This window comes from Pseudomonas fluorescens (assembly GCF_902498195.1).
Taxonomy (GTDB): Bacteria; Pseudomonadota; Gammaproteobacteria; order Pseudomonadales; family Pseudomonadaceae; genus Aquipseudomonas; species Aquipseudomonas fluorescens_BU.
This window is the reverse complement of sequence record NZ_CABVIY010000006.1, coordinates 327,165-351,397: the sequence shown is the minus strand read 5'-3', so window position 1 is coordinate 351,397 and position 24,233 is coordinate 327,165. Positions and strand designations below refer to the sequence as shown.

The following is a 24,233-nucleotide window of genomic DNA, read 5'->3' as shown; positions in this document are numbered from 1 at the left end:
TTTCAGGAGCTGAATATGTCCACCGAACACCTGTTGAAAACTCCATTGCACGCCTTGCACATCGAACTCGGTGCACGCATGGTGCCCTTCGCCGGCTATGACATGCCGGTGCAATACCCGCTGGGCGTAATGAAGGAGCACCAGCACACCCGTGATCAGGCCGGTTTGTTCGATGTTTCCCACATGGGTCAGATCCGCCTGGTCGGTGCCAATGCCGCCAAGGCCCTGGAAAGCCTGGTGCCGGTGGACATCATCGATCTGCCCGTGGGCATGCAGCGCTACGCCATGTTCACCAACGAAACCGGCGGCATCCTTGACGACCTGATGGTCGCCAACCTGGGCAACGATGAGCTGTTCCTGGTGGTCAATGCGGCCTGCAAGGACCAGGACCTGGCGCATCTTCAGAAGCACATCGGCGATCAGTGCCAGATTGAGCCGCTGTTCGAAGCACGCGCCCTGCTGGCCCTGCAAGGGCCGGCAGCGGTCACCGTACTGGCGCGCCTGGCACCGGAAGTGGCGAAGATGACGTTCATGCAGTTCGCCCGCGTGAAGCTGCTGGGCGTGGACTGCTTCGTCAGCCGCTCGGGCTACACCGGCGAAGACGGTTTCGAAATCTCCGTACCGGCCGCCAACGCCGAAGCCCTCGCCCGCGCCCTGCTGGCGGAACCGGAAGTCGAGGCCATTGGCCTGGGCGCCCGGGATTCGCTGCGCCTGGAAGCCGGCCTGTGCCTGTACGGTCACGACATGAATACCGAAACCACCCCGATCGAAGCCAGCCTGCTGTGGGCCATCTCCAAACCCCGCCGTGCCGATGGTGCGCGTGCCGGCGGTTTCCCGGGCGCTGAAAACGTATTTGCCCAGCAACAGGGTGGTGTCGGCCGCAAGCGTATCGGTTTGCTGCCACAAGAGCGTACCCCGGTACGTGAAGGCGCGGAGATCGTCAACGAAGCGGGCGAGATCATCGGCAGCGTCTGCAGCGGCGGTTTCGGACCGACCCTGGGTGGTCCTCTGGCGATGGGTTACGTCGACAACGCCTATATCGCTCTCGAGACGCCGCTGTGGGCGATTGTTCGTGGGAAAAAGGTTCCTTTGCTTGTAAGCAAAATGCCATTTGTTCCGCAACGCTACTATCGCGGCTGATTGAATGTTCCTATAAGTAACGCGGTTGCGTTTACAGTGCACTAATGTGTAACGCAACCGCCATAAAATAGTGCATCGTTTGACTCTAAGCTTCGATTATGAACTTTGCTTATAACGTTCGAAAACAACTGAACAAGCTAATCGTATAAGCCCGATCCAGAGCGCCCACTACATCCAGATAACGCAGCAAATCCGGGGCCTTCGCGGGGGCTTGTTTTTTCTCCCGTAGTTGGCGTAGAGTTTGTTCACTGTGTTTGCATGGGTCGCTTGGAATCGTGACCTGGGCAGTAGCCTACAAGTTAGCTACATCCCGTTCGACGTCTTCTTACTCTCCTGCAACCAGCCCCAGTACTCTTTCATGAGAAGGAGACTGTCATTAATTTTAGCGTCAAAGGAAATAAGAAATGTCCCAACGTCAGAGCGGCACCGTCAAGTGGTTTAACGACGAGAAAGGTTTTGGTTTTATCACTCCAGAAAGCGGTCCGGATCTGTTCGTGCATTTCCGCGCTATTCAGGGCAACGGTTTCAAGAGCCTGAAAGAAGGCCAGAAAGTGACCTTCATCGCCGTGCAAGGCCAGAAAGGCATGCAGGCTGACGAAGTACAGGCAGAAGGTTAATCTTCTGTAACGAAAAAGCCCCTGATGCTGACATCAGGGGCTTTTTTGTGCGCGCAAACCCGTAAAATGGCTTCTTTTTTCGCCGAGAGCCGCCATGTCGAAACACCTGCTGAATCCCCAGGGCGAATTTCCTGCCGCTGGCCTGGGTCGTCGCCTGGCTGCGATGTTCTATGACTTCCTGCTGTGCACCGCCTTGCTGATCGTCACCAGCGGCGTCTACAAGATGATTCAGATGGCGATCATCGGTGAAGAAAGAATGCGCACACTGACCGAGGCCGGAGCACTCGACGGTGATCCGCTGCTCTCGACCGTCCTGTTGTTCATGCTGTTTGGCTTCTTCGCCAAATTCTGGACCTATTCCGGCCAGACCCTGGGCATGCAGGTCTGGTGCATTCGTGTGCAGAATGCCGATGGCTCCTCCATCAGCCTGTGGCAAGCGCTGCTGCGCTTTGTCGTATCCATCGCCTCGCTGCTGTGTGTTGGCCTGGGATTCATCTGGTCACTGCTCGACAAGCAGAAGCGCAGCTGGCACGACATGTATTCCAATACCCAGCTGGTACGGATTCCGAAGAAAACCAAGTAATCCCGTACAGTACAAACCAATGTGGGAGCGGGCTTGCTCGCGAAGGCGGTGTATCTGACCAGAATGCTTGTCTGATACACCGCCTTCGCGAGCAAGCCCGCTCCCACAGTTTTTGCGAGTCGGTGGCTATTACGCGTTCCCAGCCAGCCTCATCCGCGCCGCCTGGGTAAAGTCCAGCATGCGCTTGAGCGGCCGAATAGCCTGAGGAACCAACGCAGGATCGACAAAGATCTCGTTAGCCCCCTCTTTCAAGCTCTTGAGCGTGCGCTCAAGGGTGTTCATCGCCATCCAGGGGCAGTGCGCGCAACTGCGGCAGGCAGCCCCGTTACCGGCGGTAGGCGCTTCGATAAAGACCTTGTCCGGGCACAGCTGCTGCATCTTGTAGAAAATGCCGCGGTCGGTCGCAACAATCAGGGTCTTGTTTGGCAACGTCTGCGCTGCCGCGATCAATTGACTGGTGGAACCGACGGCATCCGCCAGCTCGATCACCGAGGTGGGCGATTCCGGGTGCACCAGGATCGCGGCATCCGGATACAGCGCCTTCATGTCCTCGAGCTGCTTGGACTTGAACTCTTCGTGAACGATGCAGGCACCGTCCCACAGCAGCATGTCAGCACCGGTCTGGCGCTGAATGTAAGTGCCCAGGTGCTTGTCCGGACCCCAGATGATGGTCTCGCCGTTGTCCATCAGGCTTTCGACGATCTCCAGCGCGCAGCTTGACGTCACCACCCAGTCCGCCCGCGCCTTGACCGCCGCCGACGTGTTGGCATAAACCACCACCGTGCGCTCGGGATGCTGGTCGCAGAACGCGGAAAACTCGTCGACCGGGCAACCGAGGTCCAGCGAGCACGTCGCTTCCAGCGTCGGCATCAGAATACGTTTTTCAGGGTTGAGGATCTTGGCCGTCTCACCCATGAACTTGACCCCGGCAACCACCACGGTCTTGGCCGGATGAGCATTGCCGAAGCGGGCCATCTCCAGCGAGTCGGAGACGCAGCCACCGGTTTCTTCGGCCAAGGCCTGGATAACGGGATCGCAATAGAAGTGGGCAACCAGCACCGCGTCCTGAGCCTTGAGCTCGGCAGCGATGGCGGCACGGTAATAAGCCTCCTCATCGGCCGTCAGCGGCTTGGGCTGCTTGGCGTCGAGGTGGGCTTGAACCAGAAGGCGTTCGGAAATCTGCGTCATGTTCGCAAGACCTGCAGGCGCTTTCGCGCGAAAGTCGAGTATACACCCGGCTCCGGACCCATCAGGGTACCGCCGGGAAAGTGAGTATTCATCAGGCACGGACAGCGTTGAAGCTGCGCAAGGCTACAGAATATCGGGTGGATGCAAAAGATGATTCTGACCTGCGTCGCGCAGAGCAGCCCAGGAACCGGGCAGTGTTAAATCGCAGGCAAAAAAAAATCCGGAAATCCTCACTTGCGTGGGCCTTCCAGACTTTTAAAACAGCTTTGAAAATGGTGGGTCGTGTGGGATTCGAACCTACGACCAATTGGTTAAAAGCCAACTGCTCTACCAACTGAGCTAACGACCCGCTGTGTGGTGGCGCGTATAATACTGATTTTTAAGGACTATTCAACACCTATTTTAAAATAATTCAAAAATAACGCGTTGGGTCACTGATTCCGGCCGCCGCGAAGCCTTCAGCACGCAGTCGGCAGCTGTCGCATTTGCCGCACGCACGGCCGTTATCGTCGGCCTGATAGCAAGAAACAGTCAGACCGTAATCGACGCCAAGCTTCACACCAGCCTGGACGATCTGCGCCTTGCTCAGGTTTTGCAGCGGCGCCTGGATACGGAAACCATTGCCTTCCACACCGGCCTTGGTCGCCAGATTGGCCATACGCTCGAAAGACTCGATGAACTCCGGACGGCAATCGGGATAACCGGAGTAATCCACTGCGTTGACCCCAATGAAGATGTCGCGCGCGCCGAGCACTTCAGCCCAGCCCAGCGCCAGGGACAAGAACACCGTGTTACGTGCCGGGACGTAAGTTACCGGAATACCCTCACCCGGTGTTTCCGGTACATCGATGCTGCTGTCAGTCAGTGCCGAGCCGCCCATACCATTCAGGTTAAGGCCGATCACCTTGTGCTCGACCACACCCAGGTCGCGGGCAACACGCTCGGCGGCGTACAGTTCAGCGTGAGAGCGCTGACCGTAATCGAAACTCATGGTGTAGCAGCTGTAACCTTCGGCACGCGCCATGGCGACGACCGTGGCCGAATCCAGGCCACCGGACAGCAGGATGACCGCACGTTTTTCCGCAGTGTTCAGTTGTTCAGTCATCTCAGCGCCCCGGCTCGTCATTCCAAAGATATTTATGCAACTGCAATTGCAGGCGCACTGGCAAATTGTCCGCCACCACCCAGTCAGCCAGGTCTCGAGCATTGAGGTCGTGGTGGCTTGGCGAAAACAGGACTTCACCGGCACGCTGGTCCAGACCGTACTGGATCAGTTTGGACACCGACCAGTCATAGTCTTCCCGCGAGCAGATAACAAACTTCACCTGATCGTTGGGCGTGAGCAGCTTAATGTTTTCGTAACGGTTGCGATGCGCTTCCTTCGAACCCGGAGTCTTCAGGTCGACGACGCGACTGACCCGAGGGTCCACGGCCGAGATATCGATGGAGCCACTGGTTTCCAGTGACACTTCGTAGCCGGCATCGCACAACTGCTTGAGCAAAGGAATGGCGTTGGGTTGCGCCAGGGGCTCGCCGCCCGTGACACAGACATAACGAGGACGGAACCCGGCCACTTGTTCAAGGATATCGTCGAGCGTGCGAATGGTCCCGCCAGTGAACGCATAGGCGCTGTCGCAGTATTGGCAGCGCAACGGGCAACCGGTCAGGCGCACGAATACAGTGGGCAGGCCGGCGGTCCGAGTTTCACCCTGCAACGAGTAGAAAACTTCGGTGATTCTCAATGTGTCTTGCATAGTCGCCACGGGCGTAACAGCTAAACAGGCTGTCCGCCTCCGTCAGGCACTTCAAGGGACCCCGGCAATGCGCAGGCCCCAAAAAGCGTGTTTCAGAAAAAGGGGGTGAATTCTAACGAAAAAACCCGCGACAAGCGCGGGTTTCTTCGAAACAGGTCAAGCAGGCTTACATTTTCTGCAGATCGCGCTGGGCCAACTGAGCGGCGGAAGTTCCCGGATACTGGGATACCACCTGCTGCAAAATGCCTTTGACTCGATCGGTATGACCGAGACGGCGCTCTACATCAGCAAGCTTGTACAGCGAATCCGGCACTTTCGCGTGCTTCGGATAAAGCTGCGAAACCTTGGCAAACGCCTGACCCGCACCTTGCAGATCGCCCTTGGCCAGGTTCACTTCGCCCAACCAGTACTGGGCATTGCCCGCGTATTGGCTGTTCGGGTATTTGCGCAGGAATGCGGCAAACGCCTGGCTGGCCTTGTCGAAATCCTTGGCTTTGATCAGGTCGAAGGCTGCATCGTAATAGAGCTTTTCCTTCGCCGGGTCAGCCGGTTCGCTGCCCGCGACGGGTGCTTGAGCGGCTGCCGCTCCGGCACCTGCTGCTGCGCCTGCTGCGGCACCGGGGGCATTCAAATCACCACCGGTGGAAGAATTTTCTGGAGTCGCGGCTGGAGCAACGCCGGTTCCAATGCGCCGATCAAGATCCTGGTATCGCTCCAGGTTTTCCTGCTTCATGCGCGCTACATCATTTTGCAGAACTTCGATCACGCCTTGTTGGCGCGCGATCTGCTCCTGCATTTGTTGCAGTTGGTTGAACAGCTCGCCCTGTGCCGAGACAGGGGCCGAAACCCCTCCCCCGGCATAGGCGCCGTTCGTACCGTAACCCGCAGGCGGATAACTAGTCCCGCTATTGTTATAGCCGGAGTTGTCCTCGACCACAGGAACCGCAGCCCACGCCGCAAGCGGCGCGAGGCTGAGAGCCAAAACAGTTACAGCACGACGGCACGTTCGCATGACGAATTACTTACGCAGTTCGACGCGACGGTTTTGAGCCCAGGACTGCTCGTCGTTGCCGGTAGCAACTGGACGCTCTTCGCCGTAGGAAACCAGTTCCAGCTGAGCTGGGGAAACACCTTGCAGTACCAGGTAGCGTTGAACGGCTTTCGCACGACGCTCGCCCAGTGCCATGTTGTACTCACGAGTACCACGTTCGTCGGTGTTGCCTTCCAGAACAACGCGAGCGCCGTTTGCTTTCAGGTCTTTGGCGTGAACGTCCAGGGAGCGCATGGCTTCTGGCTTCAGGTCCGAGCTGTCGTATTCGAAGTAGAAAGTGGTGATTGCGCGCAGAGCAGCTTCTTCGCTCAGGGAGCCGTCAACTGCACCAGTGTTTGCGCCGTAACCAGCGTTTGGATCTACCGCGCCTTCACCGGCGTTGTCGCCGCCTTTGGACGAGCAACCTACAGCTACAGCCATGGCGAGAGCCAGCGCAGCAAATTTACCAAACTTCAGCATTTCCATCGTGAAACTCCTAATGAACCCCAGTGTGTTAAGTAAAACGTATAGCGCCGCGTCAGTTCAGGTAAGGGGACCAGGAAGGTTCTCTGACTTCGCCTTGTGCGGTAGGAAGCGGGAGCCTTACGCGTCCATTGATGGACACGAGCATCAAGACTCCCCGGCCCTGCTGGCGGGTGGCGTAGATTACCATGGTGCCGTTGGGCGCAACAGTAGGCGACTCGTCCAGAGTGCTATCAGTGAGGATTTTTACACTACCGCGCTGCAAATCCTGAGCCGCTACTTTGAAATTGGTGAAGCCGTCCTGGCGGTGAATCATTACCAGGGTCTTTTCGTCCGCCGACAGTTTAGGGTTGGCGTTGTAGTTACCGACGAAGGTCACACGCTCCGCACCGCCGCCGCCCACGCTGGTTTTATAGATCTGCGGTTTGCCGCCACGGTCGGAAGTGAAGTAGATGGTCGAGCCATCCTTGCCCCAGAACGGTTCGGTGTTGATGCCGGGGCCGTTGGTAACGCGGGTGATCTGACGCGAACCCAGGTTCATGACATAGATGTCCGGGTTGCCGTCTTTCGACAGCACGAACGCCAGGCGATTGCCATCCGGCGACCAGGCGGGTGCACCGTTCAGGCCTTCGAAGTTGGTGATCTGCTCACGGCGACCGGTGTCGATGTTCTGCATGAAAATGCGTGGGCGCTTCTGCTCGAACGAGACGTAGGCGATGCGCTTGCCATCCGGTGCGAAACGCGGCGAGAGGATCGGCTCGCGCGATTGCAGCAGTGTCACGGCGCGGGCGCCGTCATAGTCCGAACGTTGCAGCGTGTAGCGCGTGTTCTTCTCGGAGAAACGCTCGGCCGTCACGTACAGCAGGCGAGTCGAGAACGCACCCTTGATACCGGTGAGTTTTTCGAACGACTGGTCGGCGATGTAGTGCGACATGTCACGCAGTTGATCGACGCCGCCCGACACGCTGCCAGTCAGCACTTGCTGCTCGGTGGCGACGTTGAACAGTGCGTATTGAACCTGCAGGCGACCGCCCGCCGGAACAATGCTGCCAACCATGACGTACTGGGCGCCCAGCGCCTTGAAGTCACGGAAGATGATTTCGCTGGCCTGGCTTGGCTGGCTGATCATGTTCTGCTTTGGAATCGGCGAGTAGTAACCCGAGTTGCGCAGGTCATTACCGATGATTTCAGCCATGTCGTCCGGCAGCACGCTGCCGCCCTGGAAGCCGAACGGCACGACGGCGATCGGGGTAGCCCGATCGCTGCCGCTGGTAACCAGAATGTTTTTCTCATCTGCCATCGCGATCCCTGCCATGCAGCAGATCACGATCAGCATTCCTCGAAGAAGGTTTCTCACAAGGCTAGATCCTCAGGTGTGAATGTCATCTTGAATGAACGATACGGAGCGAAATCGCTCGGCTTCATTCCCTGCATTTCTGTCAAACGTCCAATATTCTTCACTGCCGCTACAGCCGAAGCGTCAAACGGACCGTCACCGCTGGACTTGGCCACGCTGACCGAAGTCACCGTACCGTCCGGCAACATGCCGATTTGCAACACGACCGTCATGCCTTTGCGGGCCGAAGGTGGACGAGCCCAGCCTTCCGCTGCACGCGCTCGAATCAGGTCGTCGAAACTGCCGGCGACTTCGTCCCCCTGCTCATCCGCCAAGGCCTGCTGACGCTGCGGCGTATCGGAAAGCAAATCCGCGAGGGCCTGAGCCTTCTTGTCTTCGGCGGATTTACGTGCCGCTTCCTGCGATTTCTTCTTCGCAGCATCGGCAGCAGCTTTCTTCTTCGCATCTTCGGCGACTTTCTTCTTCGCCTCTTCAGCTTCAGATTTCTTCTTGGCGTCTTCCGCGGCTTTCTTCTTCGCGTCTTCGACGATCTTTTTCTTCGCTTCTTCAGCGGCCGCTTTCTTGGCCTCTTCTTCAGCAGCCTTCTTGGCTTCTTCTTCCGCTTTCTTCTTGGCTATATCAGCCAATTGTTTCTCTTCGACCTTTTTGGCTTCGGCGGCCTTCTTCGCATCATCGGCTTTCTTGGCTTCATCAGCCTTTTTCGCCTCTTCCGCTTTCTTGGTCTCGTCAGCCTTCTTGGATTCTTCGGCCTTTTGAGCCGCATCTTCCTTCTTTTGTTCCGCAGCCTTGATCGCTTCCTGCTCGATCTTCTTCTGCTCCATCTGTTCGACTTCGGTCTGGCGCGCGGCAGATTTCTTCGCCTCACCCGCAATCTTCTGATTGGTCTGGGTGGTCGCCTGACTTTTCGATTTCAGCTGGTACAGGGTTGCCTGGACAATAGGTTTGGCCGGCGGCAGCTCCGGAGTGAAGGCAAAACTGACAAACAGCATGCCGAACACCAGCACGTGCAAGCCAATCGCCCAGACACTAGGCCAGAAGTAGCTTTCCGAGGCGGACGGCTCTCGCTGTTGCTGCATCAGGGCGCCTCGGTAATCAAGCCAACATTACCGACCCCGGCTTTCTGCAACCCACCCATGGCACCCATCACGGAACCATAATCGACGCTCTTGTCGCCGCGGATAAACACTTGGGTACGCTTGCCGCTTTCGTTGCCGACGCGAATGATCTTGGTCACCGCGTCAGTCATCTGCGGCAGGGTCATGGCGCGATCCTGTTGCTTTTCGGTGTCGACTTCGCTGCCAAGGTTCCAGTAATAGGTCTTGTCAGACTTGATCGAAATGGTCAGGACCTGAGTGTTGTTGTCCTGCGGCAAGGCTTCGCTGGAAACCTTGGGCAGATCAACTTTCACGCCCTGATTGAGCATCGGCGCGGTCACCATGAAGATGACCAGCAGTACCAGCATCACGTCGATGTAAGGCACCACGTTCATCTCGGCAACCGGCTTGCGCTTCTTGCGAGCTCGAGCGATTAAAGCCATTGGAAATTACCTGCTTATTCTTCGCTGGTGTGCACTTTGCGGTGCAGGATCGCCTGGAATTCATCGGCGAAGGTGTAGTAACGGCCCAGCAGGGTTTCGCTGCGAGCGGCGAAACGGTTGTAGGCGATAACGGCCGGGATGGCGGCGAACAGGCCGATCGCGGTGGCGATCAGGGCTTCGGCGATACCCGGGGCCACGGTGGCCAGGGTCGCTTGCTGGGCGGTGGCCAGGCCACGGAAGGAGTTCATGATGCCCCAGACGGTACCGAACAGACCGATGTACGGGCTGACCGAACCGACGGTGGCCAGGAACGGCAAGCTCTGCTCAAGCTTTTCTTCTTCACGGGAAATGGCAACGCGCATGGCACGGGCCACGCCTTCCATGACCGCTTCCGGGTCGACGCCTGGCTGCTGGCGCAGACGGGAGAATTCCTTGAAACCGGCGCGGAAGATCTGCTCGACACCCGAATCCGGATCCGGGTTGCTACCCGCCTGACGGTAGAGTTTGGACAGGTCGATGCCCGACCAGAAGCGCTCCTCGAAGCTCTCAAGGGCGCGTCGACCGGCGCGCAGCAGGTTACTGCGCTGAAAGATCATGATCCATGAGGTCACCGATGCGGCTACCAGGGTCAGCATTACCAGTTGCACCACGATACTGGCATTGCTGACCAGGCTCCACATGGAGGAATGGTCGACGACGTTAGCTTCCACGCTTTATCTCCTGCTTTGAGTGTGTACCCGCGCCGCTCACGTCGGCAAAGGCCGCTCGTAGAGCTTCGGGAATGGCCCGGGGTTTCAAACTGTTGGTGCGCACACAGGCCACCAGAAACTGCCCCTCGCAGAGCAGCGCATTATCCGTAGCTCGCCTGACTTGCTGTTTGAAGCGCAGGCTGACACGGTTCAATTCAATTACTTCAGCGCTTACCAGCAGCTCGTCATCCAGTCGCGCCGGCGCGTGATAGCGCGCTTCGCTGGAATGCACGACGAACAACAGGTCCTCCCCTGCCAGCTGCGATTGGGCAAAGCCCAGCTCTCGTAGCCGCTCGGTTCGAGCCCGTTCCATAAACTTGAGGTAATTAACGTAATACACGATGCCGCCCGCATCGGTGTCCTCGTAATAAACGCGACAACGATGTGCGAAAGGCTCAAGCCCGTTTTGCGCGCGCATACTCTAGTGCTTACTCCTCGGGTTGCCAATCCAGCCAGGCAACTGTTTTTCAATGTTCTGCGGCTTTCTCGCGAAAGTACGGTCCTAGGACAGCACAATGCCCGAAAAATCAGCGCGCAAAAGTTAATTAATCGTCCACGGCGTCGAGGAATTCGTCTACCACGGGCATCTCGCCCAATCGTGACGGAATGTTTAAGCCGAAGTGCAGGTAGGCATGCCGCGTCACAACCCGGCCACGCGGGGTGCGCATGATGTAGCCCTGCTGGATCAGATAGGGCTCCAGCACATCTTCAATCGTGTGGCGCTCTTCACTGATGGCGGCGGCGAGACTGTCCACGCCCACCGGCCCACCATCGAACTTCTCGATCATGGTCAATAACAGACGCCGGTCCTGGTGATCGAAACCACGCTCATCGACATCCAGCAGGTTCAAGGCCAGATCGGCAATCGGCTTGGTGATATGGCCCTTGGCGCGAACTTCAGCGAAGTCCCGCACCCGACGCAGCAGGCGATTGGCGATTCGCGGGGTGCCGCGGGCACGCCGGGCGATTTCGAAGGCGCCCTCAGGATCCAGGGGCAAGCCCAGGATGCCGGCCGAACGACTGACAATCGTCGACAGATCGGCGGTGCTGTAGAACTCCAGGCGCTGGACGATCCCGAAGCGGTCGCGCAGCGGGTTGGTCAGCATCCCCGCCCGCGTCGTCGCACCCACCAGGGTGAACGGCGGCAGATCGAGCTTGATCGAGCGCGCGGCCGGGCCTTCGCCGATCATGATATCGAGCTGAAAGTCTTCCATGGCCGGGTACAGCACTTCTTCGACAATCGGCGACAGGCGATGGATCTCATCGATAAACAGCACGTCATGGGGTTCAAGATTGGTCAGCAATGCTGCCAGATCGCCTGGACGCTCGAGGACCGGCCCCGACGTGCTCTTGATCGAGACACCCATTTCCTGGGCGATGATGTTGGCCAGGGTGGTTTTACCCAGCCCCGGAGGACCGAAAATCAACGTGTGATCCAGGGACTCGTTGCGCCCCCGGGCGGCCTGGATGAACAATTCCATTTGCTCGCGAACGGTCGGCTGGCCAATGTACTCGGCCAGGCTGACAGGACGAATCGCGCGGTCCTGGACTTCCTCGCGGTCACGGGGAGCACCCGTGGCGGCGATCAGACGATCAGCTTCAATCACTTAGATCATTCCCTTAAGGGCACGACGAATCATGTCTTCACTGCTCAAGCCTTTCTCCTTGATCGCGGAAATCGCCTTGCTGGCTTCCTGCGGCTTGTAGCCCAGGGAAATCAGCGCGCTGACCGCGTCATTTTCGGCGGTATTGACCGGCGCCGGACCGTCCGGCTGGTTTGGCACCAGGGCGAACATGGCCGGCACGGTTTCCCAGGCTTTGAAGCGGTCCTTGAGTTCTACCAACAGGCGCTCGGCGGTTTTCTTGCCAACGCCCGGCACCTTGGTCAGCGCCGAGGTGTCCTGGGATTGTACGCAACGCACCAGTTCGTCAACTTCCAGGCTCGACATCAACGCCAGGGCCAATTTCGGCCCCACACCATTGAGACGGATCAATTCGCGAAAAAAGTCTCGCTCCCGCTTGCCGACGAACCCATAGAGTAACTGCGCGTCCTCGCGTACGACCAAATGGGTGTGCAGCGTCAGCGGTTCACCGACCGACGGCAAGCGATAAAGCGTGGTCATGGGCACTTCCAGCTCATAGCCCAGACCGTTTACATCCAGAATCAGGTGCGGTGGCTGTTTCTCAGCCAGTGTGCCGCGCAAGCGTCCAATCACGTTACAGATCCTTGAGCGTTGGCCAGCTATGAGCCAGCGACTGACGGAATGAGGAAAGGGCACCGACAACCCAGGCGCTCCCTCCTCACTCCATAAAAATGCCTGTTGATGCTATCAGAGACGCAAGCGCCCGCCACGACTGCGTGCCGCTCCCAGCCCATGGGGCAGCAGGCTGGAACGGGTATGGGCGTGGCAAATGGCAATGGCCAGGGCGTCCGAGGCATCGATTTGCGGCTTGCTGGTCAGCTTCAGCATGTGCATGACCATCATTTGCACCTGCTCCTTATTGGCCGCACCGGTGCCCACGACCGCTTGCTTGACCTGCGTTGCGGTGTACTCGGCAATTTCCAGGTTTTCTTCCGCACCCGCCACGATGGCAGCCCCTCGGGCCTGCCCCAGTTTCAGGGCGGAATCGGCGTTACGGGCCATGAACACTTTTTCGATGCCCATCGTCACCGGCCCGTAGGTCTGGATGATTTCCCGTACGCCGCGATAGACAATCTGCAAGCGCTCATGCAGCTCACCACCGCCGGTACGGATACAACCGGAGGCGACGTACTCGCAGCCACGACCGGTATCGCGCACCACGCCATAACCGGTGATTCGCGATCCGGGGTCGATACCAAGAATTAAAGTCATAACGCTCGCGGGTTAAGTAAAAGCACTTTTTGAACACAGCGAATAACAAATGTGGGAGCGGGCTTGCTCGCGAATACGGTTTCACATTCAGCAACCATGTTGCCTGAAAACCCGCGTTCGCGAGCAAGCCCGCTCCCACAATGAGTCTTGGCCGCACTCAACCGAGTTGCGCGGCCACCGATTCCGGAATCTCCGCGTTGGAGTAGACGTTCTGCACGTCATCCAGGTCTTCAAGCATGTCGATCAGCTTGAGGACTTTCTCCGCGCCTTCCAGATCCAGCTCGGCGCTGGTCGTTGGCAGCATGACGATTTCCGCGTCATCGCCTTTGAAACCCGCCGCTTCCAGCGCGTTACGCACGGAGTAGAACCCGGCGAACGAGGTGAACACATCGATGGACCCGTCTTCGTTGGTGACCACGTCATCGGCATCGGCCTCCATGGCCGCTTCCATCAACGCATCCTCATCAACGCCGGCCGCGAAGGAAATTTGCCCCTTGCGCTCGAACAGATAGGCAACCGAACCGTCGGTACCCAGGTTGCCGCCGCATTTGCTGAAGGCATGGCGAACCGCTGCTGCAGTGCGATTGCGGTTGTCGGTCATGCACTCGACCATCACTGCCACGCCGCCGGGACCGTAACCTTCGTAGGTCAGTTCGACCATGTCGTCGGTATCGGCAGCACCGGCGCCACGGGCTACCGCGCGATCAATGATGTCGCGACTCATGTTCGCACCCAGGGCCTTGTCCAGCGCCAGGCGCAAACGCGGGTTGGAGCCAGGATCACCACCACCCTGACGGGCGGCGACGGTCAGCTCACGAATCCACTTGGTGAAGATCTTGCCTTTCTTGGCATCCTGACGTTCTTTGCGGTGCTTGATGTTCGCCCACTTGGAATGACCTGCCATAACTCGCTCCGAATTCTCTTTGAAACATCGCCCGCCGCGCTGGGTAGCGCCGGCCAGCCAACAAAAATATCGACCCTATCCAAAAAGAAAAGGCGCATCCGAAGATGCGCCCTTCAGGTCAGCCTTACTCGGCCTTAGGCGTTTCACGCAGACGAATGTGCAGTTCGCGCAATGCCTTGGCATCCACCTGGCCCGGCGCCTGAGTCATGACATCTGCCGCGCTCTGGGTTTTCGGGAAGGCGATCACTTCACGGATCGATTGGGCGCCGGTCATCAGCATCACCAGACGGTCCAGGCCGAAAGCCAGGCCGCCGTGTGGTGGCGCGCCGTATTTCAGCGCATCGAGCAGGAAGCCAAATTTCTCTTCCTGTTCCGCTTCGTTGATACCCAGCAGGCGGAACACCGACTGCTGCATCTCTTTACGGTGGATACGGATCGAACCACCACCCAGCTCGGTGCCGTTCAGCACCATGTCGTAGGCACGGGACAACGCAGCTGCCGGGTTGGCTTCCAGCTCGGCCGGGGTGCACTTCGGCGCGGTGAACGGGTGGTGCAAGGCGGTGAAGCTGCCGTCGTCGTTCTCTTCGAACATCGGGAAGTCGACAACCCACATCGGTGCCCACTCGCAGGTCAGCAGGTTCAGATCGTGACCAACCTTGATCCGCAGAGCGCCCAGGGCTTCGCTGACGATCTTCGCCTTGTCGGCGCCGAAGAACACGATGTCGCCATCGACTGCGCCAACGCGATCGAGGATCACGTTCAGGGCCGCTTCAGGGATGTTCTTGACGATTGGCGACTGCAGGCCTTCGACACCTTTGGCGCGCTCGTTGACCTTGATGTACGCCAGGCCCTTGGCACCGTAGATGCCGACGAACTTGGTGTAGTCGTCGATCTTGCTGCGCGGCATGCTCGCCCCGCCCGGAACGCGCAGTGCGGCAACGCGGCTTTTCGGGTCGTTGGCCGGGCCACTGAATACCTTGAATTCCACGTCCTTGAGCTGATCGGCAACGTCCACCAGTTCCAGCGGGTTACGCAGGTCTGGCTTGTCGGAACCGTAGCGGCGCATGGCCTCTTCGTAGGTCATGTGCGGGAACTCACCGAACTCCAGACCCAGCACTTCCTTGAACAGGTTGCGGATCATGCCTTCGGTCAGGCCGATAATGTCTTCCTCGTTGAGGAAGCTGGTTTCGATGTCGATCTGGGTGAATTCCGGCTGGCGGTCGGCACGCAGGTCTTCGTCGCGGAAGCACTTGGCAATCTGGTAGTAGCGATCGAAGCCGGCCACCATCAGCAGCTGCTTGAACAGCTGAGGCGATTGCGGCAAGGCGAAGAACGAACCGGCGTGGGTCCGGCTTGGCACCAGGTAGTCGCGAGCACCTTCGGGGGTGGCACGGGTCAGGATCGGCGTCTCGACGTCGAGGAAGCCATTCTCGTCCAGGTAACGACGGATGCTGGTGGTCATGCGCGAACGCAGGCGCAGCTTCTCGGCCATTTCCGGACGACGCAGGTCCAGGAAACGATAGCGCAGGCGGGTTTCTTCGCCGACGTCGGAGTAATCGTTCAGCGGGAACGGCGGGGTTTCCGATTCGTTCAGCACTTCCAGTTCGTAGCCCAGCACTTCGATCATGCCCGACGCCATGTTGGCGTTGGTCGCACCGGCTGGACGCAGGCGCACCTTGCCGGTGACCTTGACCACGTATTCGCTGCGCACGCGGTCGGCGACGGCGAAGGTTTCAGCGCGATCCGGGTCGAACACCACCTGGGCCAGACCGTCACGATCACGGATATCGAGGAAAATCACCCCACCGTGGTCACGGCGACGGTGAACCCATCCGCAAAGGGTAATTTCCTGGCCTTCCAGGCTTTCGTTCAGTTGGCCGCAATAATGGCTGCGCATCATGGTCGTGGATTCACTTCTGTAATTCATCATTCGGTTGGAGACCTGCACTATCGGGTGACCGATGGGCAAGCGCTCGCGTGTGTGATTCAGTTCGGAGCACCCGGTTCAGAGCACCTGACCCTAGTCAGCTTTGTCGCCGCCGGCCAGGTTCTTCTTGGAACCGGTCTTGAAATCAGTCTCGTACCAGCCAGTGCCACTGAGGCGAAAGCCCGGCATGGACAGCATTTTCTTGAGTTCGGGCGCCTGGCAAGCAGGGCAGTCGACCAGCGGCGCTGCGCTGATCTTTTGGATGGCTTCCAACTGATGACCACAGGAAGCACATTGATAATCGTACATCGGCATGGAGTTGTCTCGGCGATCAGATTGCTACCGCGCACGCTGGGTTTTGCGGCAAAGAGCGGGATTATATCCATTAAATGCGGCCTGTGCAGCCGTAAGACTGCACAGATCGACATGCTGCTCTTTCACTGCCGGGCCTGGACCATGGCCGCGCAACCCCCTTCCTTATTAAGGCTGTGCACAACGCAGACCACCCGCACCAGCCCGCTGAAGTTCTTTACCCCGCCATGGCGCAAATGAACTTCACGATCCAGATGGGACAGCAACGCACTGACCGAACAGCAATTAACCTTGGCCATTTCGCCCAAAATATCCCAGTAAACCTGCTCAAGCCGCAGACAGGTCGCGAAGCCATTCAATCGCACCGAACGGGACAAAGGCTGAGCCAGCCCCATATCGAACTCACTGATGAACGGATCCACCCTGATGTCCCTGAATGGACCGCCCCTCCTTTCACTTCTCCTGTCGTCATAAAACATGCCGTTGACACTCCTTTGCCATCCCTGGTTTCCATAAGAGCCTGTTCACTCATAGAACCGCGGGGGCAAAGTTATAGCCAGATGACTTTTTGACCAGCCATGTAGGAGAAGCCAACAACTGAAGGCAGATCATGGAGAGCGTCCTACTCCCGCGTTTATCCTATTTAGACTGGCGAAGTTTCACTCAACAGGCGGGTATTTTTCGACAGGCAAAGGCAACGCGCGAACAGCACCCACAGGGCGACATTCGCGCTTCAGGACGTTACTGATCCAGCAAGGCGCGGAGCATCCATGCGGTTTTTTCATGAACCTGCATGCGTTGCGTCAACAGATCAGCCGTTGGCTCGTCACTGACTTTATCGAGCAAAGGAAAAATGCCGCGAGCCGTACGCGTTACCGCCTCCTGCCCCTCGACCAATTGCCTGATCATGTCTTCGGCGGCAGGCACGCCCTCCTCTTCTTTAATGGAGGACAGCCGTGCATAAACGGCATAGGCACCGGGCGCAGGGAATCCGAGGGCGCGAATTCGCTCCGCGATCGAATCCACCGCAAGGGCCAACTCGTTGTATTGCTCCTCGAACATCAAGTGCAGCGTGCGAAACATGGGCCCGGTGACGTTCCAATGGAAGTTATGGGTCTTCAAATAAAGTACGTAAGTGTCCGACAGCAACCGCGAAAGCCCATCGACGATGGATTTGCGATCTTCTTCACTGATACCGATATCGATTGCCATGTTTTTCTCCCAAAGGTGATTAACTTCATCCGACAGGTGCAGGACCACTCTAGCAAGCGCATCGTCCGGCTGCAGCCCCGACTATCACGCCGGGCTGCGACAAATCGCCCCCCAGTGCACCGCTGGACTCCTTGATTTGAGTAGCCACAAGCTTTGCTGTTAAATAGGCGGTGTGTCGCTGACGCCCTTATTTTCCGGGCACTGCGCATAGGCTGATAAAGGATACGTGCTCAACGCCTCTTATTGTTCTGAAGCGAACCGTGCCCCGTCAGCTCTTCCTTGTGATCCGTCTAAACGTGAGTTAATCAAAATGTTGAAAATCGTCCACCTGCTAATGGGCGCAGCAGCCTTGCTGCTGTCCTTCATCCCTAGCCTGCGAACCGAAGCCGTACCTTACCTGCAACAACCGGATGCACTGTACCTGGCCCTGTTCGGCCTGCTTAACCTCACCCTCGCTCCAGTGATCCCCAACTGGAACAAGGGGACGCGTCACCAACTGCAAAACCTGGTCAGCGCGCTGCTGGTTCTGGCTGTCGTGCTGCAAATCCTGACGCTGTTCGCGCCGATGCCCGTCATTGCCGGCCAACCCGCCGTACTGTTCAGCCTGGTTGCAGCCCTGATCGCCGTTGTTCTGCACCTGGCCATCTGTTTCTACAAATCGTCACCCGCTGCCGCCACGCCCAGCTACGACATGAGCAACCGCGATACCGGCACCGTCAAGTGGTTCAACACTTCAAAGGGCTTCGGCTTTATCTCCCGCGACTCCGGCGACGATATTTTCGTGCACTTCCGGGCCATTCGCGGCGAAGGTCACCGCGTCCTGGTCGAAGGTCAGCGTGTCGAGTTCTCGGTCATGAATCGTGACAAAGGCCTGCAGGCCGAAGATGTGATCGCCGCCCTGCCGCGACGCTGATTCGAAGCAAAAAAACCGCGGACAGCCTGGCTGTCCGCGGTTTTTTTGTGCCTGCATTCAGTAATGGGGCGGCGGCGCCTCTTCCTCGAACGTCTCGAACTGGCCGGCCATTTCCTCCTGGCGCTTGAGCAGCGCCGCCATTTGCAACTGTAGGCGTTCAACGGCCCGCTGCTGCGCCGCCAGCACATCATTCAATGCCTGGATGGTGTCATCCTGAAACGCCAATTGGCTCTCGAGATCGGTAACGCGATCTTCCAGGCTCATGTTTCAATCCTCCAGAAACGTAAATTCTTCGGTCAACACCAGGCGCAGCCGCTCGCGTATCGCAGCAACCTGCCCGGCGCTGTAAGGCTTGGCCGGGTGCTTGCCCCAGACCGGCGCCGGCCAGGCGGCATCGTCTCGTTTGCGCACGATCACATGCATGTGCAGCTGACTGACCACATTACCCAGGGCCGCAACATTCAACTTGTCTGCGTCGAACGAACCCTTGAGCGTTTCTGCCAATGCCGTCGTTTCCTGCCAGAGCTGCTGCTGCTCGGCGACATCCAACTGAAATATCTCGCTGATACCGTCGCGACGAGGTACCAGGATGAACCAGGGATAGTTCGAATCGTTGGACAACAGCAACCGACAAAGCGGGAAATCACCGATCGGCAAGGTGTCTTGTTGAAGTTGTGGATCTAAAGCGAACACTGCGCGCACTCCCGCGGGTCATCATTTTCAGCTTAGCGCCCATCCCTTGAGAAAGCGCACCAAGCGACTGGACGGCAGCATACCTGCGAACGAGACCGCCATCACGACGAACCACTGTCGATGCCCACTCAAGAACAATAATCGGCCTGACTGCGCCCTGCGCGGTGACACTCACTGCAAAAATGCACCAGAACGGAACCAACGCCTACAGCAAATTCGCTGGAGTGACCGTAAAACAAGGACTCGTCCATACATCGGGACCTACTCAACTGTATGAATTCAGTACAGCAATTGAAATTTTTTGCACCAAAACCGTACAGTACGTCTACGCTGACTGCTTCGAGCATCCGCCATTTACTCACCGACGGGGTGAACCGGTAACATTTTTGGTTGTCACGCGGCGGTAACAGGATGTTCAACACGATGCAACGGATGGCGTCAAGCCCACCCCGAAGCAGGATGAACCCCCCGGTTTTATGAGGTTTTTACGGTACCAGCCAGCAATTCGGAAAAAAACTTCTACAATTTCCCGATTTGTGCACGCTTGTTGCATTCACACCCACATCGTCTATGAGGCACCGCTGGAAGTGGAAGCCTCAAGACTAAATAAAACAGTGGCAGGGTAGCCCGATGGAGATTCAAACGTTTCACCAGGGACTCTTTTTACCGATGCACCAGCCTAGAAAAACAGCACTAAAGTTGTCAGTCCGGTTGCATCGGGGCTGTAAATTTGCGACATCTAGCAAGCCGTTTGCGACAGGGTCGTAAAGAAGCCGAAAGGTTAGATGCGCAAGTATCGCCAACATTGTCGGCGTGATATAAGTTTGCGCCGACACAAAAAGAAAGAGCCGCCCAGATAATAAAACAGGTGGGACGGCAGTACTCTTCTAAAAACCAAAGGAGCAAATCACGATGCGCGTGATGAAGTGGAGCATGATCGCACTGGCTGTTGCAGCTGGTACCTCGCAGTTCGCAGTGGCATCTTCCCAGGAAGAGTCCAAGGGTTTCTTCGGCGACCAGAGCCTGAAACTGAAAACCCGTTTCGAGTACATGAACCGCGACTACAAAAACGGTGCAAGCAACCCATCCAGCGGCACCGCCGGCTATCGTCAGGATTCCGGTATCAGCCAGTTGCTCACTTATGAGTCGGGCTTCACTCAAGGCACAGTAGGTTTCGGTCTCGACGCCATGGCAATGGGCTCGGCCAAACTGGACGGCGGTTCGGGCAAGCGTGGTAACGGCCTGTTCGCCAACGACAGCGAAGGTGACCCGGAGAAATCCCAGGGCAAGATCGGCGGTGCAGTTAAACTGCGTCTCTCCGACACCGTCCTGAAATACGGCCAGCAGTTCGTTGCCAGCCCAGTGTTCGCTACCGACGACAGCCGTCTGCTGCCAGAAGTTGCTACCGGTACCCTGATCACTTCCAAAGAGATCAAAGGCCTGGAACTGAGCGCCGGTCGCTTCACCGCGCTGAGCAAACAAACCGGTATGGCGCGTGACAGCATTGGTGGCTTGCCTGATGAAGATGGCAACCACGGCAAAGGCTTGAGCAGCGGCATCAATATCTTCGGCGCCAGCTATGCCTTCACCGACAACTTCACCGGTGCACTGGCCGCGTCCGATGCTGATGACTACTTCAAAAAGTACTACATCAACCTGAACTACACCCTGCCGATCTCTGACGATCAGTCCCTGAACTTCGACCTCAATGGTTACAAAACCAAAGGCGAAAAACGTGGCGACCTGGTTGACGCCATCGGCGACGGCACCCTGGGTGTGGACAACAACCTGTGGTCCCTGGCTGCTGCCTATAGCCTCGGTGCTCACAAGTTCACCGTGGCTTACCAGCAATCGAGCGGTGACAACGCCTATTACTATGGCGTAGACGGTGGCAGTGCCATCTTCGTATCCAACTCCATCCAGATCTCCGACTTCGTGGGTCGTGAAGAGAAATCGTGGCAGGCTCGCTACGACATCAACATGGCCACCTACGGCGTTCCTGGTCTGAGCTTCATGACCCGTTACGTAGCGGGTAACAACATCGAAACCAACGGTCTGGGCGAAGGCAAGGAAAACGAGTGGAACCTCGAGTCCAAGTACGTCATCCAGGAAGGCCCGGCCAAAGACCTGTCTTTCCGTGCACGTTTCGCCAACTACCGCTCCAACGGCGCGTACAGCGGCTACTCGTCTGACGTATACGACACCCGCCTGATCATCGAGTACCCGCTGAGCATCCTGTAATCAGGGTGTAAGACCGGCAGTACTGTAGATCAAAAAACGCCCACCTCTTCAGGTGGGCGTTTTTTTATGCCTGCCATATAGCCATGGCATCAGCAAACAACTTCCTCGCATAACATTAGTACTTTTTTAAATGAACTGATCAACAGTCACAAAAAAGCCCAAGAGACTTTCAATCTCTCGGGCTCATGCAGTAACTAATGACAGTACGCTTACTGTACCGATGCTTCCTGAACCACGCGAACAACCCGCTGCGGAAAGGGAATGTCGATACCGGCAGTTTTCAATCGATCACGGGACTGTTCGTTAAACATGAACATCACATCCCAGTAATCAGCAGTTTTTACCCAGACGCGCAGGGAAACAGTGATCGAACTGTCACCCAGGGTCGAAATAACTGCCTGAGGTGCCGGATCTGCCAATACACGCGGATCCTTGGCCAGATCGAGCAATACCTGACGGGCCTTTTGCAGATCCGCCTCGTAGTCGACACCCACATCAAACACGACCTTGCGGGTCGGCTGACGGTTGGTGTTGGTGATGATGCCGTTCGACAGGTTACCGTTCGGCACGATGATGGTCTTGTTATCGCCCGTACGCAGTACGGTGTGGAAGATCTGGATACTGTCGACCGTACCGGCAACACCCTGGGCTTCGATCCAGTCACCGATGCGGAACGGGCGGAACAGCAGAATCAGCACGCCGCCGGCGAAGTTTGCCAGGCTGCCCTGCAAGGCCAGACCGATGGCCAGGCCCGCCGCACCGATTGCCGCCACGAACGATGTGGTTTCCACACCGATCATCGAGGCCACACTGACGATCAGCAGAATTTTCAGAATGATGTTCGCCAGGCTGCTGATAAACCCTTGCAGGGCCAGGTCAGCGTTACGCAGCGCGATAAGCCCGCCGAGCTTTTGGGTCACTTTGTTGATCAGCCACCAGCCGATGCCCAGGGTAATGATGGCCAGCAACACACGGCTGCCGTACTCCATGATCATTGGAATCCAGGATTGGGAGACCCTGACCAGGTTATCTACTTCAGCATTCAAATCCATCTACGTTCTCCAGACATCCAGCTTTGCGGCACACGAAAAATTGCGGCAGAAAAAACCGACCCCTTCGGGGTCGATCGTTTCTGCCGTCGCTTGGGCCTCGGACGCCGAAAACGCCGAGAGGTTCCCGCCGCAGGTCAGTCGCGGAAGTTGTTGAACTGCAGTGGCATGCCGAATTCCTTGGCCCGCAGCGCCGCAATGGCTTCCTGCAGATCGTCACGCTTCTTGCCGGTAACGCGCACTTGCTCGCCCTGAATCGCGGCCTGGACCTTGAGCTTGGCGTCTTTGATGTGAGCGACGATCTTCTTCGCCAGCTCTTTATCGATGCCTTCCTTGAGCACGGCTTCCTGCTTCATCAGCTTGCCCGAGGCAAAAGCGTCCTTGACCTCAAGGCACTGCACATCGATCTTGCGCTTGACCAGCGCCAGCTTGAGGATCTCAATCATCGCTTCAAGCTGGAAATCCGCTTCAGCGGTCAGGTTGACGGTCAGGTCCTTTTCCTTGAACTCGAAGCTGCCTTTGCCTTTCAGGTCATAGCGACGATCGAGTTCCTTGACGGCGTTCTCGACCGCGTTGGTGACTTCGTGTTTGTCCAGTTCGGATACCACGTCGAACGACGGCATGTAATCTCTCCAAATAAAAGGCGCACCAATGGAGCACGCCTGGCTTGCGGTAAAAATCCGCGCTGATTATAACGGGTCTTTCCCATCATTCACTGCGAGCTGTCCATGCGCGCGTCAAACAGAGCAAAAAGCTGATGACCACCACTTGGCACGTCCTGGGCGCCGGCAGTCTCGGCACATTATGGGCCACGCGCCTGGCTCGGGCGGGAGTGCCGGTGCGGCTGATCGTGCGCGATGCAACGCGCTTGCAGGCGTATGAAGCAGCTGGCGGCCTGACCCTGGTCGAACACGGGCAAGCGCAGTGTTACCCGGTCCCCGCCGAAACACCCGACAGCCAGGAACCCATCCATCGCCTGCTGGTGGCCTGCAAGGCCTACGATGCCGAACATGCCGTGGCACAACTGGCGCCACGCCTCGCGCCCGGTGCCGAGCTGATTCTGTTGCAGAACGGCCTGGGCAGCCAGGATGCCGTGGCGGCACAGGTCCCGCAGGCGCGCTGTATTTATGCCTCCAGCACCGAAGGCGCCTTCCGCGATGGCGACTGGCGTGTGGTGTTTGCCGGCCACGGGTTTACCTGGCTAGGGGATGCCGGTCATCCCGTCGCCCCGATCTGGCTGGACGACCTGGACGCTGCCGGTATCCCCCATGAGTGGAGCACCGAAATCCTGACACGGCTGTGGCGCAAATTGGCGCTCAACTGCGCGATCAACCCGCTGACCGTATTGCACGATTGCCGTAATGGCGGTTTGCAGGCGCATCACTGTGAAGTGGCCACCCTCTGCGGCGAACTGACCGAATTGCTTGAGCGTTGCGGCCAGCCGGCCGCCGCCGAGAACCTGCAACAGGAAGTTGAACGGGTGATCCACGCCACCGCCGCCAACTACTCGTCGATGTACCAGGACGTCAGCAATCGGCGCCGCACCGAAATCAGCTATCTGCTGGGTCACGCCTGCAAAGTCGCCGTGCGGCATCAATTGAACCTGCCGCACCTCAATCAGTTGCAGCAGCGACTGATCACTCGCCTGGACAGCCTTGGATTGCCCAGCGACTGAGCAGCGGCTACGCT

28 protein-coding genes and 1 tRNA gene are annotated in these 24,233 nt (G+C 57.8%); 6 read left to right on the top strand and 23 right to left on the bottom strand.

Features of this window, described 5'->3' with window-relative positions; translation table 11 throughout:
- Positions 1-15: 15 nt before the first annotated feature.
- The 3 genes from gcvT to F8N66_RS23055 all read left to right on the top strand — a co-directional run bounded on the left by gcvT (position 16) and on the right by F8N66_RS23055 (position 2,340).
- On the top strand, positions 16-1,140 hold the full coding sequence (gene gcvT, locus F8N66_RS23065) for a glycine cleavage system aminomethyltransferase GcvT (protein WP_150772363.1): 1,125 nt from the start codon (positions 16-18) through the stop codon (positions 1,138-1,140).
- A gap of 404 nt (positions 1,141-1,544) precedes the next feature.
- On the top strand, positions 1,545-1,757 hold the full coding sequence (locus F8N66_RS23060; protein ID WP_007931076.1) for a cold-shock protein: 213 nt from the start codon (positions 1,545-1,547) through the stop codon (positions 1,755-1,757).
- 94 nt (positions 1,758-1,851) lie between these two features.
- Positions 1,852-2,340, top strand: coding sequence for an RDD family protein (locus F8N66_RS23055; RefSeq protein WP_150772362.1), 489 nt, complete (start codon positions 1,852-1,854; stop codon positions 2,338-2,340).
- Between the two features lie 129 nt (positions 2,341-2,469).
- Here F8N66_RS23055 and nadA read toward each other — a convergent pair whose 3' ends face one another.
- From nadA to F8N66_RS22960, 19 genes are all read right to left on the bottom strand, one after another.
- A complete protein-coding gene (gene nadA, locus F8N66_RS23050) occupies positions 2,470-3,528 on the bottom strand; it encodes a quinolinate synthase NadA (protein WP_150772361.1) in 1,059 nt (352 codons plus the stop codon).
- 273 nt (positions 3,529-3,801) lie between these two features.
- Positions 3,802-3,877: transfer RNA gene (locus F8N66_RS23045), tRNA-Lys, on the bottom strand.
- A gap of 63 nt (positions 3,878-3,940) precedes the next feature.
- Positions 3,941-4,633 (bottom strand): 7-cyano-7-deazaguanine synthase QueC, encoded by a 693-nt coding sequence (queC, locus tag F8N66_RS23040; protein ID WP_150772360.1) that lies wholly within the window; start codon positions 4,631-4,633, stop codon positions 3,941-3,943.
- A 1-nt stretch (position 4,634) separates the two neighbouring features.
- Positions 4,635-5,282 (bottom strand): 7-carboxy-7-deazaguanine synthase QueE, encoded by a 648-nt coding sequence (queE, locus tag F8N66_RS23035; RefSeq protein ID WP_150772359.1) that lies wholly within the window; start codon positions 5,280-5,282, stop codon positions 4,635-4,637.
- 166 nt (positions 5,283-5,448) lie between these two features.
- Positions 5,449-6,294, bottom strand: coding sequence for a tol-pal system protein YbgF (ybgF, locus tag F8N66_RS23030; RefSeq protein WP_150772358.1), 846 nt, complete (start codon positions 6,292-6,294; stop codon positions 5,449-5,451).
- Between the two features lie 6 nt (positions 6,295-6,300).
- Positions 6,301-6,798, bottom strand: a complete 498-nt coding sequence (gene pal, locus F8N66_RS23025) for a peptidoglycan-associated lipoprotein Pal (protein ID WP_150772357.1) — start codon at positions 6,796-6,798, stop codon at positions 6,301-6,303.
- Positions 6,799-6,850: 52 nt separating this feature from the next.
- Positions 6,851-8,131, bottom strand: a complete 1,281-nt coding sequence (gene tolB, locus F8N66_RS23020; protein ID WP_191623046.1) for a Tol-Pal system beta propeller repeat protein TolB — start codon at positions 8,129-8,131, stop codon at positions 6,851-6,853.
- A 17-nt stretch (positions 8,132-8,148) separates the two neighbouring features.
- The gene (gene tolA / locus F8N66_RS23015; RefSeq protein ID WP_150772355.1) at positions 8,149-9,228 is read right to left on the bottom strand and encodes a cell envelope integrity protein TolA; all 1,080 of its coding nucleotides are present in this window, start codon (positions 9,226-9,228) and stop codon (positions 8,149-8,151) included.
- Positions 9,228-9,680 carry a protein TolR gene (gene tolR, locus F8N66_RS23010; RefSeq protein WP_162488917.1) on the bottom strand — a complete coding sequence of 151 codons (453 nt, stop codon included), beginning with the start codon at positions 9,678-9,680 and terminating at the stop codon, positions 9,228-9,230. The genes tolA and tolR overlap by 1 nt, the downstream gene beginning before the upstream one ends.
- 23 nt (positions 9,681-9,703) lie before the next feature.
- On the bottom strand, positions 9,704-10,399 hold the full coding sequence (gene tolQ, locus F8N66_RS23005; protein ID WP_007995636.1) for a protein TolQ: 696 nt from the start codon (positions 10,397-10,399) through the stop codon (positions 9,704-9,706).
- Complete coding sequence (ybgC, locus tag F8N66_RS23000) at positions 10,389-10,856, bottom strand: tol-pal system-associated acyl-CoA thioesterase (protein ID WP_054044992.1); 468 nt, start codon at positions 10,854-10,856, stop codon at positions 10,389-10,391. Before ybgC ends, tolQ begins: the two co-directional genes overlap by 11 nt.
- Before the next feature lie 127 nt (positions 10,857-10,983).
- A complete protein-coding gene (ruvB, locus tag F8N66_RS22995) occupies positions 10,984-12,045 on the bottom strand; it encodes a Holliday junction branch migration DNA helicase RuvB (protein WP_150772354.1) in 1,062 nt (353 codons plus the stop codon).
- Entirely contained in the window at positions 12,046-12,654 is a 609-nt protein-coding gene (ruvA, locus tag F8N66_RS22990) for a Holliday junction branch migration protein RuvA (RefSeq protein WP_056852661.1), read from the bottom strand.
- 114 nt (positions 12,655-12,768) lie between these two features.
- Positions 12,769-13,293, bottom strand: a complete 525-nt coding sequence (ruvC, locus tag F8N66_RS22985; RefSeq protein WP_150772353.1) for a crossover junction endodeoxyribonuclease RuvC — start codon at positions 13,291-13,293, stop codon at positions 12,769-12,771.
- A 157-nt stretch (positions 13,294-13,450) separates the two neighbouring features.
- On the bottom strand, positions 13,451-14,197 hold the full coding sequence (locus F8N66_RS22980; protein WP_056726044.1) for a YebC/PmpR family DNA-binding transcriptional regulator: 747 nt from the start codon (positions 14,195-14,197) through the stop codon (positions 13,451-13,453).
- A 124-nt stretch (positions 14,198-14,321) separates the two neighbouring features.
- Positions 14,322-16,097 carry an aspartate--tRNA ligase gene (gene aspS / locus F8N66_RS22975; protein ID WP_150772475.1) on the bottom strand — a complete coding sequence of 592 codons (1,776 nt, stop codon included), beginning with the start codon at positions 16,095-16,097 and terminating at the stop codon, positions 14,322-14,324.
- 120 nt (positions 16,098-16,217) lie between these two features.
- Entirely contained in the window at positions 16,218-16,439 is a 222-nt protein-coding gene (locus F8N66_RS22970) for an FmdB family zinc ribbon protein (protein WP_010457489.1), read from the bottom strand.
- 122 nt (positions 16,440-16,561) lie between these two features.
- Entirely contained in the window at positions 16,562-16,915 is a 354-nt protein-coding gene (locus tag F8N66_RS22965) for a ribbon-helix-helix domain-containing protein (RefSeq protein WP_150772352.1), read from the bottom strand.
- Between the two features lie 262 nt (positions 16,916-17,177).
- Positions 17,178-17,648, bottom strand: coding sequence for a Dps family protein (locus F8N66_RS22960; protein ID WP_150772351.1), 471 nt, complete (start codon positions 17,646-17,648; stop codon positions 17,178-17,180).
- A gap of 310 nt (positions 17,649-17,958) precedes the next feature.
- Between F8N66_RS22960 and F8N66_RS32020 the strand changes: the two genes are divergently transcribed.
- On the top strand, positions 17,959-18,561 hold the full coding sequence (locus tag F8N66_RS32020) for a cold-shock protein (RefSeq protein ID WP_150772350.1): 603 nt from the start codon (positions 17,959-17,961) through the stop codon (positions 18,559-18,561).
- A 57-nt stretch (positions 18,562-18,618) separates the two neighbouring features.
- Here the strand turns inward: F8N66_RS32020 and F8N66_RS22950 are convergent, their stop codons facing one another.
- Both F8N66_RS22950 and F8N66_RS22945 read right to left on the bottom strand, forming a co-directional pair.
- Entirely contained in the window at positions 18,619-18,825 is a 207-nt protein-coding gene (locus F8N66_RS22950) for a SlyX family protein (RefSeq protein WP_077045694.1), read from the bottom strand.
- A 3-nt stretch (positions 18,826-18,828) separates the two neighbouring features.
- A complete protein-coding gene (locus F8N66_RS22945) occupies positions 18,829-19,254 on the bottom strand; it encodes an HIT family protein (protein WP_150772349.1) in 426 nt (141 codons plus the stop codon).
- 912 nt (positions 19,255-20,166) lie between these two features.
- On the opposite strand from F8N66_RS22945, the gene F8N66_RS22940 reads away from it, so the two are divergent.
- The gene (locus tag F8N66_RS22940; RefSeq protein ID WP_150772348.1) at positions 20,167-21,495 is read left to right on the top strand and encodes an OprD family porin; all 1,329 of its coding nucleotides are present in this window, start codon (positions 20,167-20,169) and stop codon (positions 21,493-21,495) included.
- Positions 21,496-21,704: 209 nt separating this feature from the next.
- Here the strand turns inward: F8N66_RS22940 and F8N66_RS22935 are convergent, their stop codons facing one another.
- Positions 21,705-22,547, bottom strand: a complete 843-nt coding sequence (locus F8N66_RS22935) for a mechanosensitive ion channel family protein (RefSeq protein ID WP_150772347.1) — start codon at positions 22,545-22,547, stop codon at positions 21,705-21,707.
- Positions 22,548-22,681: 134 nt separating this feature from the next.
- The gene (locus F8N66_RS22930) at positions 22,682-23,167 is read right to left on the bottom strand and encodes a YajQ family cyclic di-GMP-binding protein (protein WP_077045697.1); all 486 of its coding nucleotides are present in this window, start codon (positions 23,165-23,167) and stop codon (positions 22,682-22,684) included.
- A 134-nt stretch (positions 23,168-23,301) separates the two neighbouring features.
- On the opposite strand from F8N66_RS22930, the gene F8N66_RS22925 reads away from it, so the two are divergent.
- The gene (locus tag F8N66_RS22925; RefSeq protein ID WP_150772346.1) at positions 23,302-24,219 is read left to right on the top strand and encodes a putative 2-dehydropantoate 2-reductase; all 918 of its coding nucleotides are present in this window, start codon (positions 23,302-23,304) and stop codon (positions 24,217-24,219) included.
- Positions 24,220-24,233 lie beyond the last annotated feature (14 nt).